Here is a 15,910-nt window from a genome sequence, read left to right as displayed (position 1 = left end):
CCCGCGGAGCGGGTCCCCAAGCCGCTGCGCGGCTTGCGAGTGAAAGCGAGCCGCGTTGCGGCTCGCGGTGGCGCGTTGCGCCACCGGAGGCGCCCCGCGTTGCGGGGAGCTCGATCCGCGTTGCGGATCGAAAGGCGTGAAGGCCTCCCGCGTTGCGGGAGGCGTCCGATCCGCGTTGCGGCTCGGACCAGGGCCGCGTTGCGGCCCGCTGGCAGCACGAAGTGGGTTGCGGTTTCGGGGAGTTCCTCACGCGAGTTGAGTGCGGGCTCCCCGCGTTGCGGGGAGCAACCGATCCGCGATGCGGATCGGCGGGCGTCGTCGGCGAAGTGGGGGTTGCCGGGGTGGTGGGTGGGGCCGGCATCGTTTCGTCATGACCGCATCCATGCCCCGGCAGGTATTCCGTCTGCGTTTCAAGGAGTTCGTCGTCGACCCCGCGGACCCGGACGTCACCTGTCGCGAACTCGACCTCCACGCGGACCTGTTGACCTTCGAGGACGGCACCACCACGTTCTGGCTGGAGGGAGTCGAGATGTGCGACTTCCCCTCCGCGTTGCTGGGCTCGGTGGAGTTGATCCCCACCCCCGACACGAACACGAACGCCAGGAAAGCGGCGTCGAGCACGGACGAGGCCACGGGCAAGGCCTACTCCGTGGAGGAGATCCGCAAGCGGCACGGCAACGCCTACCAGCGGTGGACCCCCGAGGACGAGCAACTTCTCCTGGAACTCCACGCCGCCGGCCACGGCATCGACGAGCTCGCCCGGCGCTTCGACCGCCAACCCAGCGCGATCCGCTCGCGACTGGGGAAAATGGGCGTGCCGGAGTGAGGCGGGGCGGCAGGCCTCTCCCCTCCCCCGCTCGAACACGGGCTGCGGGTTCGGCGGGCGGATCGGCGCGGGTCGTTGTCGTCCACGATTTCATTCATTCGAGGCTGCTCGGTGACTTCGAGACTCATGTGACTCAAAAATTTCGCAGGTAGACTTTGATGTGAAGCGAGTGCCACGTCGGGTATTCGCGAGACATGACGAGGAGGGCCGGTGCCCGATTTCGCACCACGGCCTCGGCCACACCAGATCGAAGCCGTCGACGCCGCCGTACGCGGCCTGGAAGGCCCCGTGCGGCCCGGGGGCAACCGCGGACTCCTGGTGTCGGCCACCGGAACCGGCAAGACCCTCATCGCCGCCGAGACCGCCAGGCGCCTCGCCCCCGCAGGCGGCACCCTCATCCTGGTCCCCACCCTCGACCTGCTCACCCAGACCGTCACCGCCTGGCGCACCCTCGGACACGACGAACCCATGCTCGCCGTGTGCTCCCTCGAAGGCGACACCGCACTCGGCGCAGCGGGGGTACGCGCCACCACCAGCGGACCCAGCCTGGCCCTGTGGGCCCGACAGCACGCTCGTTACACGGTGTTCGGCACCTACGCCTCACTCGGTGCCGTGATCCACGCGCACACCGGGCCCTACGGGATCCCCGCCCTGCCGGTGTGGAGGCTGGTGCTGTGCGACGAAGCCCACCGGGCCGCCGGACACGTCGACAAGAGTTGGACCGACATCCACGACAACACCCTCGTCCCGGCACAGCGGCGGCTCTACATGACCGCCACACCACGCATCTACGAGCCGTTCAAGGGGCGGCGCAGGAGGCGGCGCGGCGAGCGGCGCGGGGGTCTGGGAGTCGGCGCGGGCGGTCAAGGGGCGCTGTTCGAGGTGGGTTCCGGGGGCGGGGGGCACGGCGTGGGCGGCGGTGTCGAGCACCACGTCGAACCTCACACCGGACCTCACATCGAGCTGCCCCCGCTCCCCGACGACATCGCATTCGACGTCGATCCGGAGGACGAGTATTTCTCTCCGGAAATGCAAACCGAGACGATCGACGGGATCGGTGAAATGTCCACTTCATCTGACAGGTCGTCAGGTGATGGTGGCGGTGCGTCCCCGGTTCGGGTGGCTCGGCTGCCGCGCGTTCCCGCGCTTCCCGAGGAACTCGCCGTGTCCATGGACGCGATCGACATCTACGGCCCGAGGGTCTTCCACCTGGGGCTCGCCGAGAGCATCCAACGCGGGCTCCTCGCACGGTTCGTGGTGCTGGTGACCGACATCCGGGACAAGGAGCTGAACCAGGCCCGGCGCGACGCGCGCAAGGCGCTCGACGAGAAGAGCCCCAAGGCGCCGAAGCTCGTCGAGGCGTGGCGTGGGAAACGCCTCGCCGCGCTGCAGACCGCGCTGTTGAAGACCGCGCGGGAGAACGGGCTGCGCACGGTCATCACGTTCCATCACCGCGTCGCCGAGGCCAAGGCCTTCGCACTCGGACTGCCGTCCGTAGGAAGGCGGTTGCGGGCCGAACTCCCGGACCAGGCTCCGACGGACGTGCGCGCCGAATGGCTGCACGGGGACCACCCGGCCGAACACCGGCGGCGGGTCCTGGGCCGGTTCGCCGAACCCGGGGTCCCGGGCGACCTGTCGGTGGTGGCGAACGTGCGGATCCTCGGCGAGGGCATCGACTGCCCCGCCGTCGACGCCGTGGCGATCCTCGACGAGATGTCCAGCATCGTGAGCATCACCCAGGCCCTGGGCAGGGCCCTGCGGCAAAGGCCCGGACAGGGCAAGACCGCCGCCATCGTCGTCCCCGTCTTCCTCGACGACCACGAACACGCCGACGACATGCTCCTCTCCGACGGACACCGCCACCTCGTCACCGTGCTAAGCGCTCTGCGCGCCCACGCCCCCGAAATGGTCGAGGCTCTGGCCGTCCCCCAAGCACGGGCACACGGCACAGCGCGGGCGATCACCGAGGACGGGGCCGGTCGGGACGAGGACGGCGCAGCGGTCGTCGGCACGAGGGATGGAAACGGCGCCCTCGGCGCAGCGGCCGGCGAGGCGGCGGTGGGCGGCCCGGGCGGCGGGCCCGGCGCGGGTGGCACCGGAGACGGTGCGGACGCGGCCGCGGGCGGCGGGGGTGGCGTCGGGATCGGGGTCGGGGTCGGCGGGTCCGTCGGAGGCGAAGGCACGGCCGGAGTCGGCGCGGGGGTCGATGCGGGCGGGGTCGCGCGGGGCCCTGGTGGGGTCGTGGCAGGTGTGGCAGGGTCGGTGGGTGGTGATGGTCCGGAGGTGGAAGCGCGGCCCCTCCTGCGGTTCTCCAGCCCTCGGGACCCCGCGGTCGTCGCGGACTTCGTGCGGTTGCGGGTCATCGATCCCGACGAACGCGACTGGGTCCGCGGCTACCTGGCCGCCAGGCGGTTCCTGCGTTCGGAGGGCCACATGAGGATTCCTCTCGACGCGCGCGACGAACACGATCACGAGTACCCGGTCGGGCAGTGGGCTGCGGTGCAGCGCAGGGAGTACGCCGCCGGACGACTCGACGCCGGCCGGGTGCGCAAACTCGTCATGCTCGGCATGGTGTGGAACCACCCCGACGCCGCCTTCGACGACGGACTCGCGATCGCCCGGCGCTGGGCGCAGCGGCACGGACACCTCGCCGCACCACAGGGAGCCGTCCAGGACGGGGTGAGGGTGGGTCAGTGGCTCGCCAACCAGCGGCGCAGCGGGGTGCTGGACAACCACCCCGAACGAGAAGCCGCACTCAGGGAGTTGGATGCGTGGTGGCGCCCTGACGGGTGGACCATCGCCTGGCAGAGGGCCGCCAACGAGGTGCGGCTGTACCTCGCTCGCGGCGGCAGCCTCGACGAACTGGCGCCCGGACACATCGCAGGCGGCGAAGACATCGGCCGATGGGCGCAGCGGCACGCCACGCCCGCCGTGTGGGGCAAGCTGCGGGCCGGGCAGATCGAGCAACTCCGGGAACTGGGCATCGCGCCCGAACCCGGCGCGGCGGTGTTCGAAGGTGGCGCGGTGGGCGGCGACGGCGTCGAGGGCGGTGTGGCGGTGGGTGCGGGTGTCGGTGGCGTGGAAGGTCGCGGCGAGGAGGCCGGCGGCGGGGTCGGCGTGGAGGAGGGGGGTGCGGTTGTGGGCGGCGATGGCGCCGGGGCCGCCCCGGCGCCGAGGCGCGGGCGGAGCGCGTGGGAGACGGCGTTCGGCGCGGCCGTCGCCTACCGCCAACGCGAAGGCCATCTCGAAGTACCCCGCGCGCACGTCGAGACCGTGGCGGTGAAGACCGCGGCCGGGCCCGAGGACGGCGCGGGCGAGGGTGGCGGTGCCGTCGAGGTCCGGCTCGGCAAATGGGTCAACAACCAGCGCACCCGACGCGGATCGCTGAGCGAGGAACGGGAGCGGCTGCTCACCGAACTCGGCATGCGCTGGTGAACCGCGTCATTGGTCGGGGGACTTCGTGTTCGGTGGGTGTGAGGTTCGGAGTGAGATCGAGGGCGACGGTGGCTGGGGCTAGTTGCCGGAGCCGAGACGGCTGAAGGCCCAGCGGAGCACTTCCTGGTCGACGCGTGTGCGGCCGGTGCGTTCGAGGGCGGTGTGGGTGTGGGCGGTCAGGCGGGCCCAGTTGCGGAAGTTGCCGTGCGCGGCGTGGCTGTCGGCGAAGGCGATGTCGCCGGGGTCGGCGTCGGCCCAGATGGGGTGGTAGAGCGGGATGACGTCCTGGACCTCGTCGGGGGTGAGGCGGGTGAAGCGCTGCCAGATGAAGATCCGGGAGGAGAGCATGGGTTCCTTGCGCAGGGTTTGGTGGCAGCCTTCTCCTCCCACGAAGACGATCGCGAGTTGGGTGTACGGGTCATCCCAGATGTAGCGGACGTATTCCAGTTGGTCGCTGGAGAGCCACTGTGCCTCGTCGAGGACGAGGGTGCGGGGGTGGGTGGCGAGTTCGGTCTTGAGGAGGCGGTCGAACTCGCTTGCGTAGCGCGGTGGTTGGCCCGGAAGTCCGAGGCTGGTGAACAGTTCGTGGCGTACTGCGCGTGTGGTGGGGCGGGCGTGGAAGGTGATGCGGTGGATGTCCTGGTCGGGTTCGAGTTCGCGCAGGCAGCTGGTGACCGCCACCGTCTTGCCGAAGCCGGCACCCCCGTGGATGCACGTCATCGCGCGGGCGGCGATCGTGTCGGCCAGGTTTTCCCGCACAGTGAGCAGCGCGCGGGTGGTCACCAGACGTGCGTCGGGGAGAGCGACGTACTGGTCGGTGGGGGCGGGTGGCAGGTGGCGGGTCATCGGGGGTCCTCGCAGGCGGGGAGCGGTTCGGGTGCGGTGGGTTCGGTGGGCCTGATGGGCCTGGTGGCCGTCTTCAGGGAGTCGGGGGTCGCCCAGTCGGCCGGGGGCGGTGCGGGTGGGATCAGGTCGGGCAGGGCCAGCGCTGCCGGGTCGCCCTCGTGGTGCCGGGCCAGTTCCCGGGCGGCCTCGCCGGCGGTGACGGCGTCCAGACGGTGGGCGTCGGCGGGGAGCGTGACGGGGGCGAAGCGGTCCCGGCGGAGCTGTTCGGCGGCTTTGGCTTCGGCGCGCAGGCGGCGGGCTCGGGTCGCTCGGGCGTGGCGCAGGGCGGCGCGTTGTTCGTCGGTGGCCTGGTCGGCGAGGTGTGCGGTGCCCAGGTGGCGGCCGTGGGGTGTGCAGACCTCGATTTCGTGGGTGTGGTGGGGCATGAACCGCACGGTGACCTCGCGGCCGGCCTGTCCGGTCATCCAGTCGGCGATGTAGTCGCGGTTGCGGAAGGCGACGCCATGGCTGGTGATGACGCGGGTGCGGGCGTCGTCCTCGAGGGTGAAGGACCACACGTCCGCCGCGGGGATGTCGTTGAGCGGGGTGGGATCGGCCTGCCATGCCTGGAGCGGAGTGCGGCCGTGGAGGCTGTCGGGGTGGTGTTCGGTGTTCCACCAGGTCGCCCAGGCCAGGAGTTCGGCGGTGAAGTCGCGGAAGGACAGCGCGGGGCCTGTGGGTGTGCGGTCGGGTCGTCGGCGGGGTTGTTTGGGGGTGTGGCCGGGCAGGGCGGCGAACAGCATCCGCTCGACGCAGAGGTTGAGGTTCTCGATGCCGCCCTTGAGGTGGGGGCTGTAGGGCGGGAGGACGGTGATGTCCGCGTCCAGGGCATTCAGCGCGGTGGTCACGGTGCGGGAGAGGAAGTCCCTGCCCCGGTCGAACCGCACATGCTCGGGCAGCCCGCCGAACGGGCCGTAGGGGTCGGTGCGCACGATCGCGGAGCGCAACGCGGCCAGGACCGAGGCCCGCGTGGGGTAGCCGGGGGTGACGGCGACGCCGGTGATCGCCTTGGTCGCGCAGTCGATGAACCACGTGATGTACGGGTGGACGAGGTCGCCGTCGGCGGTCACGCGCAGGGAGGCCTGGACGTGGTCGGCCTCCCAGGTGTGGTTGCGCCAGGTCCGGGGGCGCTTGGCGAACACGTCCAATGCGCGGGCGGCTTCGGGGCCCTTGCGGTGGCCGGCTCGCTCCCCCGCGGTCAGGTCCCGGCGGATCGCGCGCAGGAACGTCGACAGCGACGGGAGTGGAATCAGCAGCGGCACGGCAGCCGGCGGTGCCCCGCCGGGGAGCGGCACAACGCCCGAGGCGGGTGAGGCGGGGTCGCCGGCGGGCGTCCCCGGCTTGGCCACTGTATGAGCGCGGGCGACGAGCTCACGGTGGACCGCGGAGGCGTTGCCGCGCCAATAGGACAGCAACACCCGAATGTCCGGGGTGATCTCGAACCGGTCGCCGCGGCGGGCGCCCGGGTGGGCGGCGGTGGCGGGTTTCGTGGTGGCATCGGCCAGCCAGCGCCACACCGTGCGATCGGAGACGTTCAGACACTGCGCCGTGGTGTGGACGTGCGCGCGGGTGAGGCGGTGTTCGGCGCGCAGCGCGAGCAGACGGCGGACGGCCGGGGCGCGCAGGGCGGTCGACGACACGGTGTCGAGGGCGGGCTCGGCCCGGGGTCTCGAAGACTCCCGAGTCGTGTCGTCGTGGGGGGTGGTCGTCATCGGAGTCCCCTTGTTCCTGCCGTGGAAGCGGTAAATCGGCGATGGGTCAGGGGTTGGGACCGAGGCGGGAGCAGGCCCAGGTCAGCAATGCGTGATCCACAGCGGTGTCCGGGTCTCGGCTGCGGGCGGCGTAGGCATGGGAGGTGATCTTCGCCCAGGTACGGAAGTTCCCCCGCGCGTGCGCCTGGTCGGTGTGGAGCAGGTCCTCCTCGGTCGCGGTATCCCACAGCGGATGGAACAGGCGCAGCACGCCGGGGACTTGTGATGCGTCCAGACGGGGCACGTGTTGCCAGGTCAGGACGCGGGAGGCCAGGGCGGGAGCGCGTGCCAGGGTGCGTTCGGCGCCCGCGCCGCACAGCACCAGGCTGGTGTGGGTGGTGGGGGCGTCCGCCAGAAGGCGGAGGTAGTCGAGTTCGGGGGCGGCGACGCGTTGGACGTCGTCGATCACGAGCACGCCCGGGGGTGCGAGGGCGTCCAGGAGCGCGCGGTCGGCCGCGTCGGTGCGGTTCGTCAGGTGGGCGGCCGGCAGGCCGAACGCCGTGAGCAGCGCGGCGCGCAGTTGGGGTAGGGCCGGTTTCACCGCGACCAGCGCAACGTGTGTCGGGACGCGGCGCGGGAGCAGGCGCAGCGCCTGGTGGAGCGCGATCGTCTTGCCGTGTCCGGGGTCGCCGTACACGCACAGGATCCCGCGGGCGGCGACGGTGTGGACGAGTGCCTCGGCCACAGCGCCGAGTTGGCGGGTGGAGACGGTGTGCGCGCCCGGCACGTGGAGCCGCGCGCCATTGGCGAACGGCGACGGCCGGGTCGCGGCGGGGCCGGTCTCGGCCACGGCCGGGGTGAGCTCGCTCGGGAGCGGCAGGGTGATCCGGCCGGTCTCGTCGACCGTGCCCGGGAGGGCGAGTTCGGCCAGGGCGCGGTCGTAGCGGTCCGGATCGCGTCGGGCGTGCGCGGGTCGGGAGATCTCCAGGACACGACCCGCGCGTTGCTCTTCCTGCACGGCGCGGTAGAGCGTCGTCAACGACGGCAGGGTGTTCGAGGCCGGCGAAGGCGGGGCCTCGTGTGGGTGTTCCCGCATCCAGTCGTGCAGGGCCTTCACGTTCCCGCCCAGGTCCGACAGACACGCCCACAACGCGTCCGTGACGGTGAAGGAGAGCCGCCGGGCGGGTTCCGCCCGCCCGGACTCTCGGGCGATCGCCAACCAACGCCACACGGTACGCGGCGCCACCGACGCCGCGGCAGCGGCGATCCGCACGTGGACCGTCTCCAAAGACTTGGCCTCGTCCAAAGCGAGAAGACGGCCCACCACCAACCGGCGTGTCAAAGCCCGGTCCTGGGACACCGACGCGGCCGGCGACGCCTGCGCGGCAGCGGCGGACGGCGGCGTGCGGGAGGTGCCCGGGACCGAAGACACCGGCGGCGGAGACGACTTCACGCTCATGGGCGCAAGCACACCCCGCCGGTGAGCCGGCCGACACAGGAATGCGCATCCCCACGACAGCCAGACCACGCATGTGCTAGCCCGGTTGGGCAAGCCACGACAGCGGTTCGGTCACCCCGTGACAGCCAGCAATCCCGCGATCAGACCGACAAAGCCCAGCTCAACAAGGAGAAACCGGACCCGGAACCGCTGCCGGCAACCCACTGACACCCACCCACACACTCACAAGGTGTGCGGTGCGGGTCTCGGGTGGTGTGCGTCGGCTGATCCGGCGGCGGGTCCGTTGGATGCCCTGGTGGTGGGACGCCGGCGGCTAGAGTGGGCGGTCGGATCGTCGTGAGGGAGGGGTGTGGGGTGACTGCCGAGCCCGAGTATTCGACTCCGGTGATCGCGCGGCCGGAGTGCACGATCGAGGGTGTGCGTGCGGCGATCGCGTTGTTGGCGCCGCACTGGCTTCCCGAGATGGACCGGTCCCAGCGTGAGGCGACCGCGAAGGCGTTGGAGATCAACCGGCTCGACCCCTTGCGGGGCTGGTTGCGGCACTGGGCGGCGATCGCGGAGATCGAGCGTCACCCGGACCTGGCGTTTCGCTACCACCACGCCGAGCAGGTCGACACCGTCAGCGACGATCCCCGGGTGCGGGCCCGCGGTGTTCGGGTCGCCGGCGAGTTGTTGCGGGCCGCCTACGCCGCGGTGGGCGTGTGAGCTGGGGCTGGGAGTACGAACCCGACCAGGCGAGTGTGGTGGGCGGTGCGCCGGAGGCGTTCGTCGCCCTGGTCGAGACCGCGGTCGCGGAGATCGTCCGCGCGGCCGAGGCCCTGTATCTCGACGGGACGTTGTACGAGGGGCCCAATCCCCGCGCGGCGACCGCGTACATCGACGACGGCATGTTCGTGTACCTGATCGTGGTACGCAGCGAACGCGTCTACGTCCTGCAGACGACGTACCTCCCCGCACACTGACATCGTTACGCCCGCATCCGCATGGCTTGGGCGGCTTGTGTGTGGCCGGGCAGGGCGGCGAACAGCATCCGCTCCACGCAGTGGTTGAGGTTCTCGATGCCGCCCTTCAAGCGGGGGCTGCGGGGCGGTGCTCGGTGTTCCACCACGCCACCCAGGCTGGCAGTTCGGCGGTGAAGGCGCGGAAGGACAGTGTCGGGCCGGCGGGTGTGCGGTCGGGTCGTCGGCGGGGTTGTTGGGGGGTGGGCGGGCAGGGCGGCGAACAGCATCCGCTCGACACAGCGGTTGAGGTTCTCGATGGCCGCCCTTCAAGAGGGGGCGGCGGGGCGGGAGCATGGTGATGTCGGCGTCCAGGGCGGTGAGTGCGGTGGTCACGGTGCGGGAGAGGAAGTCCCGGCCGCGGTCGAAGCGCACGTGTTCGGGCAGTCCGCCGAACGGGCCCGTACGGATCGGTGCGCATGACCGCGGAGCGCAACGCGGCCGGGACCGAGGCCCGCGTCGGAGGGCTGCATCGAACAGCCGGGGTGACGGCGACACCGGTGATCGCCTTGGTCGCGCGGTCGACGAACCAGGTGACGTACGGGTGGACGAGGTCGCCGTCGGCGGTCACCCGCAACGGGGCTTGGACGTGGTCGGCCTCCCGGGTGTGGTTGCGCCAGGTCCGCGGGCGCTTGGCGAACACGCCGGCGCCCGGGCCGCTTCGGGGCCCAGGCGGTAACCGACCCGCTCCCCCGCCGTCGGATCCCGGCGTAGTGCGCGCAGAAACGTCGACAGCGACGGCACCGGGCCGGCAACGGCACGGCGGCGGGCGGCGCACCACCCGGGAGGGGCATACCGGTCGGCCGGGGCGGTGGTAAGGCAGGCGAGGTGGGGTCGCCGCCCGGCGTCCTCGGCCTGGCGGACGCACCGGCGCGGGCGACGAGTTCACGGTGGACCGCGCAGGCATTGCCGCGCCGGTAGGCCGGCAACACCCGGATGAGCGGGACGATCTCGAACCGGTCGCCGTGGCGGGCACCTGGGTGCGTGGCGGTGGCGGGCGTCGTGGCGGCATCGGCCAACCATCGCCACACCGTGCGTTCCGACACTCCCAGACATTGCGCCGTCGTACGGACGTGACCGGTGGTGAGCCTTGGCGCCCATCCGCATCGGAGATGTCGGAAGCCGTGGAATCACCTCTGTAGCGTTTCTATAGTGGTGCTATGACGTCGACGACGATCCAGGTTCCGAGAGAGACCCGCGACCATCTCGCCGAACTCGCGAGGGAACGCGGGCTGAGCATCGGCCAACTGGTCGAGGCGTTGGCCGCCGCGCAGCCCACCGCCGCGCAGCGGGCCGAGCGCCTGGCCGCGGACCGGGAGACGGTGCGTTCGGTGCTCGGCGTCCCGATCACCGACGAGGTATTCGACGACGCCCCGACATCCTCGCCAACATCCACCGCATCGCCGCCGACTCGGGTACGCCGATTGCCGTCCGAGCCTGCTCGCACGCCGGGTTCGAGTGTCGATGTCCTGCGGGACGTCGTGGTGTCCGGCGTCGGAACCGGTGGGGTCGAAGGGGCCGCCTCCGGTCGATCGAGGGCGCCCGACACCGCGCTTCCCGGCGGCGGTCGAGGGGACCGGCCGGTCGGCCCGTACGGTGCTACGCCGACTTCACCAGTCGTGCTTCGACGACGGCCGTGCCGTCCTCCTCGTCGAGCCGTGTGGTGCCGTCCGGGGCGAAGCCGGCCCGCTCGTAGAAGCGGATCGCGGAGGTGTTGGGCGCGTAGGCGTACACGCACAGGGGACGGCGGCCGCGGGCTTCGAGGTCGGCCACGGCATGGCGAAACAGTCTCGCGCCGAGGCCGGTCCCGATGCGGTCCGGTTCGATGTAGAGACCGAGGATCTCGGCCGCGGCGGCCCCGAGGTCCGAGTCCCGCCCCTCGTCGGCGGGTCCGGTGCGGCAGAAGCCGACCACGGCCCCGTCCTCCTCCGCGACCCACAGCCGGTGTTCCCGCGGCAGGTCGGCCACGTACTCGGCCCAGTCCTGGGCCTCCTCGGCCGGGTCCAGCGCGTCGAGGACCACCCGGTTCATGAACCCGGCGTACGCCGCTCGCCACGCCCTCACCTTGAGAAGACCGATCGCGGACGCATCCCCGGGAGTGGCCGAGCGAATCATGACAGGAGGCTAGAACACGAACCGCGTGACCCGCACATCGGCTTTCGGGAGGGACACCCGACGCGGTTTTGCTCGGCCACCCGCGCCGTGGACGCGAAGCCGCAGCCTCGTGTCCTTCATGGGTGGTGGGTCGTGGCCCCATATGGGAGTTCGGGGCGGGGTTGGAAAGTCCCCGACGGGTCGTGGGAGGCGGTGCGGCCGTTGTTGCCGCGGGCGACGGGGGCGGGCAGCGAGGGAAGTCGGCCGTCACGGGCTGGGCCCGAGGGCCGACCTCGACCCGCCGGACCGGGTGGACGGCTTCTTCGCGTGACGTCGGCAGTGGCGTGTCGTCGTTGGGCCTACTCGGCGGCTTCCGCGGCCGGTTCGTAGGAGCGGATCCGTGCGTCGGCGTCGTAGACGAAGGCGTATAGCATCAGCTCGTCCGCGCCGGTCTGCTCCACGATCTCGGCGAACCGTCGCCGTACCGTCGTCACCGTGCCGCGTGCCTGTGCCGCGCGCGCATGTCGATACGGTGGTGGCGGAGACTGCGGCCGGGTCCGGGGATGGCGCGGGCGAGGTTGGTGGGGTCGTCGAGGGGCGGCTCGGCAAATGGGTCAACAACCAACGCACCCGCCGGAGTTCGCTGGGCGAGGAGCGGGTGCGGTTGCTCACCGAACTCGGCATGCGCTGGTGAACCGCGATGTCGGGCGGGGGTCTTCGTGTTCGGTGGATGTGAGGTTCGCAGTGGGATCGACGGAGGTGGGCATCACCAGGCGGTGATTTGGAGGATGTAGACGCGTTCGTGGCGGGGGACGATCTGGTAGACGAACATGCCGTTCGCGACGAGGGCGGTTCCGCCCTGGGGTGATATTCCCTCGTAGGTCTCGCCGTGGAGGTAGAGCGCCTCGGCGGCGCGGACGAGTTCGGCGGCCCTGTCCTCGACCTGGGCGATCAGGACCGGTGGGGCGCCCTCGGTCACGTACGGTTCGTCGGGTTCGTATTCCCAGGCCCAGGTCACGCGGTGGCCTCGCGGGCCTCGGCGAGGACGGCGAGGAGTTCCGCGCGGGCGGCCTGCCAGGCGGGGTCGTGGCGTTGCAGGGTTTGCAGGGTCTGTTCGGCCGTGTGGCGGCGGGTGAGGAGGTCGGGGCGGCGCTCGATCTCGACCTCGCCCGCCCACACCGTCAGCCAGCCCTGGATCGGGCCCAAGTGTACGGTCTGCGCGGCGAGTTGGAAGGCCTCGTTCTTCTGGCGTTCCATCTCGGGCAGGCGGTGCGGGGCGACGCGGGCGAGGGCCACGCGCAGGGCGTCGGGGGTGCGCTCGGGGCGGGGCAGGCGTGCGCCGTTCGGCAGGGGTGTGGTGGGCTCGCTCATGCCGCGTCGTCCTCTCGGTGGGTGCGGGGTACGTGGCCGGTCGCGGTCAACGTGGTGGTGAGGTGTCCGTCGACGTAGCCGCCGAGCAGAAGTTCGCACAGGACGGGCATGGACTTCACGCCCGCGGTCGCGCGCCGGTGGTCGGCGCGTGACCACACGTGGTGCGACAGCGGGCCCGTGCGGCAACCGGTGCGGGCGGTGCCGTCGCGGGTCGGGCCCAGGGAACGACCCGCGGGTGGGGTCACCGTCACCCGGCCGTCGGCGTAGGCGTCCAGGAGGGCCTCGAGCACCGGCGTGAGGTCCAAGGCGTCGTCGGCCGCGTGTGCACGGGCCCGGCGCCACACGGCAACGTCCATCCACAGCAGGCGCTCACGCGCACCGTCCTGTCGGGCGTCGACGGTTCCGCTGGGCGGATGGGCGTGAGTATCGGTGTCGGCGGCGTCCGGCATGGCGTCGTCTCCCGTCTCCTGGCAGGCTCCTTCTCGACGGACCACAATCCTAGATGTGCCGCATCGAGTCCCGCAAACGCCGGTTCCGGGTCACACCGGAGAATCCTCGCGTCGGGCTACGGATCGGCCCACCGTCCGGGTCCGCCACACTGCCGGCCGGGCCCGGACGTCGATCCCACGAACGACGCCGCCGATGGGCCGGGCTCGCCGAACGGGCCTGCCTCGTCCGGCGCGGGGCGTTCCCCGCGCAGCTCGGCACACCCCGACCGTTCACGGAGTCGACCGCCGGAGTGGAGCGGCATCCGCCCCGAACACGGCGCACCGGCGGACAGCGACGGCGCGGGGCAGGGCGGGGGCGGCGCGGGGGCGGCGCGGGGGCGGCGCGGGGGCGGCGCAGCAGAGGAGATCGCCGGTGCCGGGAAGTCGACGGACGGCCCGGCGGGCGACGGTGACGGCGCGGGAAAGGCGCCTGGGAGACCGCGTTCACCGCGGCCGTGGCCTACCGCGAGCGGGAAGGGCACCCGGGCGTGCCGCGCGGGCACGTCGAGACCGTCGCGGCGGAGACCACCGACGGGGCCGCGCGTCGGACCGGTGGCGGCACGGCGGCCGAGGGGCGGGCGTGGTCGGGGGCGGGTGCGGCGGTCGAGGTGCGGGTGCGGCGGTCGAGGTGCGGTTGGGCAAGCGGGTCGACAACCAGCGCACCCGGTGCGGTTCGTCGAGCGGGTCGCCGATCACAGCGGCGGGGCTGGGGTGTGGGTGTGTAGCCGGGCAGTGCGGCGAAGAGCATGCGGTCGACGGCGCCGTTGGAGGTTTTCGACGGTGCCCTTGAGGTGAGGGCTGTATGGCGGGAGCGCGCGGGTGGTGACGCCGAGCGCGCCCAGGGCGGTGGTGACTGTGGTCGACAGGAAGTCCTTGCCGGGGTCGATGCGCAGGTTCTCGGGTTTTCCCCGGCTGGGCCGTACGGGTCACGGCGCAGTATTGCGGCGCGCAGCGCGGTCGGGATGGACGCGCGGGTGGGGCGCACGGGGGTGACGGCGACGCCGGTGACGATCTTGGTGGTGATGTCGATGAACCGCGTGATGTGCTGGCGCACGGGGGTGCCTCGGCGTCGACGGTGAGGGGGCTTGGACGTAGGGGTCGGACCCCGAACGTGGTTGTCGGTCGTAGCATCTCGCTGTGATCAACAACGTTGCGGCGCAGTCCGGTTCGGATCTGGGCGCGGTCGATCTGTCGGTAGGCACGATCTATCTGGGGGATCCCAGAGGAACGATGTCCGAGGAGCCCATATATGAGTTGGTCGGGACCGCCAACGAGGGGGGCTTCCGTCCACGGAAGGTCGCCTGTGGCGACGACAAGTGGGCCTACGTCGCCTTGTGCAGTACCGGAAAAGAGGCTGACTGGCCCGACGATGTCGACGACCGCACGGGGATCTGCATCTATCACGGGGACAACAGAACTCCCGGGAAGGATCTGCACGATACCCCTCTGGGGGGCAATGCTCTGCTGCGAACGGTCTTCGCCGACGTCGAAGCCGGTCGGCGTTCCCGAATCCCGCCCTTCCTGTTGTTCCAGAGAACGGGAGCCGGACGGGATGTACGGTTTCGGGGGCTCCTCGCTCCCGGGACGGATTCGCTCCTTGCCCCGCACCGCACCGCGCCCTTGCGGCACCGTATCGTCTCCACGCCCACCGGATCATTTGTGAACTACGAGGCGACGTTCACCGTTCTCGATGTTCCTGTGGTGCCCCGTGCCTGGCTCGATCGCCTTTACGCCGGCACCGCCGTGCCGGCCGACGCCCCGAGCGCATGGCGTGAATGGATCGAAACCGGTCGACGCCGACCCCTGGTACCCACCCCTGTGCGAAGCCCGCGTGAACTGCGAGAACACCGCCACGCCACCGACCCCGCGAGCACAGCGCTCCTGGACGTCGTCGGAGAATATTTCCGCGGTGATCCGTATCGGTTCGAACGATGGGCTTTGGAGATATGGGCTGAGATCGACAGCAATGTCGACCCGCACACTCTCGATATCACCATGCGCAACGGTCGATCCGAGTCGACCGGACGCTACTTCGTCGGCCCCGAGATGCGTCGAACACCGATGAGGTTCGCCTTCGTGGCCGACAACGGCGGCAAGCCCGTCAGGACAGCTGCCGTGCATCGCCTACTCGCCCGCCTCCATCAAGCGGCCTTCGCCGTCCTGGTGACCACCTCACAACTCGACAAGAACGCGTACGCCGAAGCCCGCGCAGCCGCCCAACCCCTCGTTCTGATCTGCGGTGACGACATCGTCGATCTTCTGCGCTCCCATGGCATGACCACACCCGACGATGTCCGGATGTGGCTCGATCGCTCGCATCCCGCCGGAGGGTGAAAACGGGTCGCACATCCTTTGAGGCGTCCTCCCGGACGTACAAGCGTCACGACGGCCGAGAGCCGGGCGCGCACCGCCGGCCGGATCGGCAGCCCCCTCCCGCCCCATCCGCCAAGCCGCGATCACCGCGATCGTGGACGGCACCGAACGCATCACCAGAGCCGGCCTCGACGCGATCCGCCTCGACCACACCGCCGAAACCCGGCACCACCCCACCACCAACGGGCCCCGCGCACCCGGGCGGTAGACACATCCACCTATCCGCGACCACGCGAAACCCTGTGCCGAGTAGCCGGAGGGAGTCTCACCCTCCGGTTCTCACAGAACCG

General features: G+C 71.3%; 15 protein-coding genes. 6 read left to right on the top strand and 9 right to left on the bottom strand.

Features of this window, described 5'->3' with window-relative positions; translation table 11 throughout:
• Positions 1–370 precede the first annotated feature (370 nt).
• On the top strand, positions 371–826 hold the full coding sequence (locus tag ACIBM5_RS17585) for a helix-turn-helix domain-containing protein (protein WP_396007671.1): 456 nt from the start codon (positions 371–373) through the stop codon (positions 824–826).
• Positions 827–1,036: 210 nt separating this feature from the next.
• Positions 1,037–4,261: a Helicase associated domain protein gene (locus ACIBM5_RS17580; RefSeq protein ID WP_396007670.1), complete on the top strand. Its 3,225-nt coding sequence runs from the start codon at positions 1,037–1,039 to the stop codon at positions 4,259–4,261.
• 78 nt (positions 4,262–4,339) lie between these two features.
• Here the strand turns inward: ACIBM5_RS17580 and ACIBM5_RS17575 are convergent, their stop codons facing one another.
• Genes ACIBM5_RS17575 through ACIBM5_RS17565 form a run of 3 tightly spaced genes read right to left on the bottom strand, consistent with a single transcriptional unit; the run spans position 4,340 to position 8,179 of the window.
• Complete coding sequence (locus ACIBM5_RS17575) at positions 4,340–5,107, bottom strand: AAA family ATPase (protein WP_396007669.1); 768 nt, start codon at positions 5,105–5,107, stop codon at positions 4,340–4,342.
• Positions 5,104–6,858 (bottom strand): Mu transposase C-terminal domain-containing protein, encoded by a 1,755-nt coding sequence (locus tag ACIBM5_RS17570; RefSeq protein ID WP_396007668.1) that lies wholly within the window; start codon positions 6,856–6,858, stop codon positions 5,104–5,106. Before ACIBM5_RS17570 ends, ACIBM5_RS17575 begins: the two co-directional genes overlap by 4 nt.
• Before the next feature lie 46 nt (positions 6,859–6,904).
• Complete coding sequence (locus tag ACIBM5_RS17565; protein ID WP_396007667.1) at positions 6,905–8,179, bottom strand: AAA family ATPase; 1,275 nt, start codon at positions 8,177–8,179, stop codon at positions 6,905–6,907.
• A gap of 471 nt (positions 8,180–8,650) precedes the next feature.
• Here ACIBM5_RS17565 and ACIBM5_RS17560 point away from each other — a divergent pair, with 471 nt between their 5' ends.
• Positions 8,651–9,001 carry a hypothetical protein gene (locus ACIBM5_RS17560; RefSeq protein WP_391588454.1) on the top strand — a complete coding sequence of 117 codons (351 nt, stop codon included), beginning with the start codon at positions 8,651–8,653 and terminating at the stop codon, positions 8,999–9,001.
• Positions 8,998–9,258 (top strand): hypothetical protein, encoded by a 261-nt coding sequence (locus ACIBM5_RS17555; RefSeq protein WP_391588453.1) that lies wholly within the window; start codon positions 8,998–9,000, stop codon positions 9,256–9,258. The genes ACIBM5_RS17560 and ACIBM5_RS17555 overlap by 4 nt, the downstream gene beginning before the upstream one ends.
• Before the next feature lie 5 nt (positions 9,259–9,263).
• On the opposite strand, the gene ACIBM5_RS17550 is transcribed toward ACIBM5_RS17555, so the two are convergent.
• The 3 genes from ACIBM5_RS17550 to ACIBM5_RS17540 all read right to left on the bottom strand — a co-directional run bounded on the left by ACIBM5_RS17550 (position 9,264) and on the right by ACIBM5_RS17540 (position 11,882).
• A complete protein-coding gene (locus ACIBM5_RS17550) occupies positions 9,264–9,404 on the bottom strand; it encodes a hypothetical protein (RefSeq protein ID WP_396007666.1) in 141 nt (46 codons plus the stop codon).
• Positions 9,405–10,893: 1,489 nt separating this feature from the next.
• On the bottom strand, positions 10,894–11,409 hold the full coding sequence (locus ACIBM5_RS17545) for a GNAT family N-acetyltransferase (RefSeq protein ID WP_396007665.1): 516 nt from the start codon (positions 11,407–11,409) through the stop codon (positions 10,894–10,896).
• Positions 11,410–11,747: 338 nt separating this feature from the next.
• Positions 11,748–11,882, bottom strand: coding sequence for a hypothetical protein (locus ACIBM5_RS17540; protein WP_396007664.1), 135 nt, complete (start codon positions 11,880–11,882; stop codon positions 11,748–11,750).
• Positions 11,883–11,923: 41 nt separating this feature from the next.
• On the opposite strand from ACIBM5_RS17540, the gene ACIBM5_RS17535 reads away from it, so the two are divergent.
• The gene (locus ACIBM5_RS17535) at positions 11,924–12,082 is read left to right on the top strand and encodes a helicase associated domain-containing protein (RefSeq protein WP_396007663.1); all 159 of its coding nucleotides are present in this window, start codon (positions 11,924–11,926) and stop codon (positions 12,080–12,082) included.
• A gap of 72 nt (positions 12,083–12,154) precedes the next feature.
• On the opposite strand, the gene ACIBM5_RS17530 is transcribed toward ACIBM5_RS17535, so the two are convergent.
• Genes ACIBM5_RS17530 through ACIBM5_RS17520 form a run of 3 tightly spaced genes read right to left on the bottom strand, consistent with a single transcriptional unit; the run spans position 12,155 to position 13,208 of the window.
• A complete protein-coding gene (locus ACIBM5_RS17530; protein ID WP_396007662.1) occupies positions 12,155–12,406 on the bottom strand; it encodes a hypothetical protein in 252 nt (83 codons plus the stop codon).
• Positions 12,403–12,759, bottom strand: a complete 357-nt coding sequence (locus ACIBM5_RS17525) for a hypothetical protein (protein ID WP_396007661.1) — start codon at positions 12,757–12,759, stop codon at positions 12,403–12,405. Before ACIBM5_RS17525 ends, ACIBM5_RS17530 begins: the two co-directional genes overlap by 4 nt.
• Positions 12,756–13,208, bottom strand: a complete 453-nt coding sequence (locus tag ACIBM5_RS17520) for a hypothetical protein (protein WP_396007660.1) — start codon at positions 13,206–13,208, stop codon at positions 12,756–12,758. Before ACIBM5_RS17520 ends, ACIBM5_RS17525 begins: the two co-directional genes overlap by 4 nt.
• 1,176 nt (positions 13,209–14,384) lie before the next feature.
• Here ACIBM5_RS17520 and ACIBM5_RS17515 point away from each other — a divergent pair.
• Entirely contained in the window at positions 14,385–15,581 is a 1,197-nt protein-coding gene (locus tag ACIBM5_RS17515) for a restriction endonuclease (protein ID WP_396007659.1), read from the top strand.
• Positions 15,582–15,910 lie beyond the last annotated feature (329 nt).

The sequence above is a fragment of the Embleya sp. NPDC050493 genome, assembly GCF_044458105.1.
Taxonomy (GTDB): domain Bacteria; phylum Actinomycetota; class Actinomycetes; order Streptomycetales; family Streptomycetaceae; genus Embleya.
The sequence above is the reverse complement of the archived record's forward strand: the minus strand, read 5'-3'. Positions and strand labels throughout refer to the sequence as shown.

What these genes read in the sequence shown, in the direction of transcription:
- ACIBM5_RS17570 (WP_396007668.1), bottom strand. Translation starts at nt 6,858, where the DNA reads ATGACGACCACCCCCCACGACGACACGACTCGGGAGTCTTCGAGACCC.
- ACIBM5_RS17520 (WP_396007660.1), bottom strand. Translation starts at nt 13,208, where the DNA reads ATGCCGGACGCCGCCGACACCGATACTCACGCCCATCCGCCCAGCGGA.
- ACIBM5_RS17545 (WP_396007665.1), bottom strand. Translation starts at nt 11,409, where the DNA reads ATGATTCGCTCGGCCACTCCCGGGGATGCGTCCGCGATCGGTCTTCTC.
- ACIBM5_RS17585 (WP_396007671.1), top strand. Translation starts at nt 371, where the DNA reads ATGACCGCATCCATGCCCCGGCAGGTATTCCGTCTGCGTTTCAAGGAG.
- ACIBM5_RS17575 (WP_396007669.1), bottom strand. Translation starts at nt 5,107, where the DNA reads ATGACCCGCCACCTGCCACCCGCCCCCACCGACCAGTACGTCGCTCTC.
- ACIBM5_RS17525 (WP_396007661.1), bottom strand. Translation starts at nt 12,759, where the DNA reads ATGAGCGAGCCCACCACACCCCTGCCGAACGGCGCACGCCTGCCCCGC.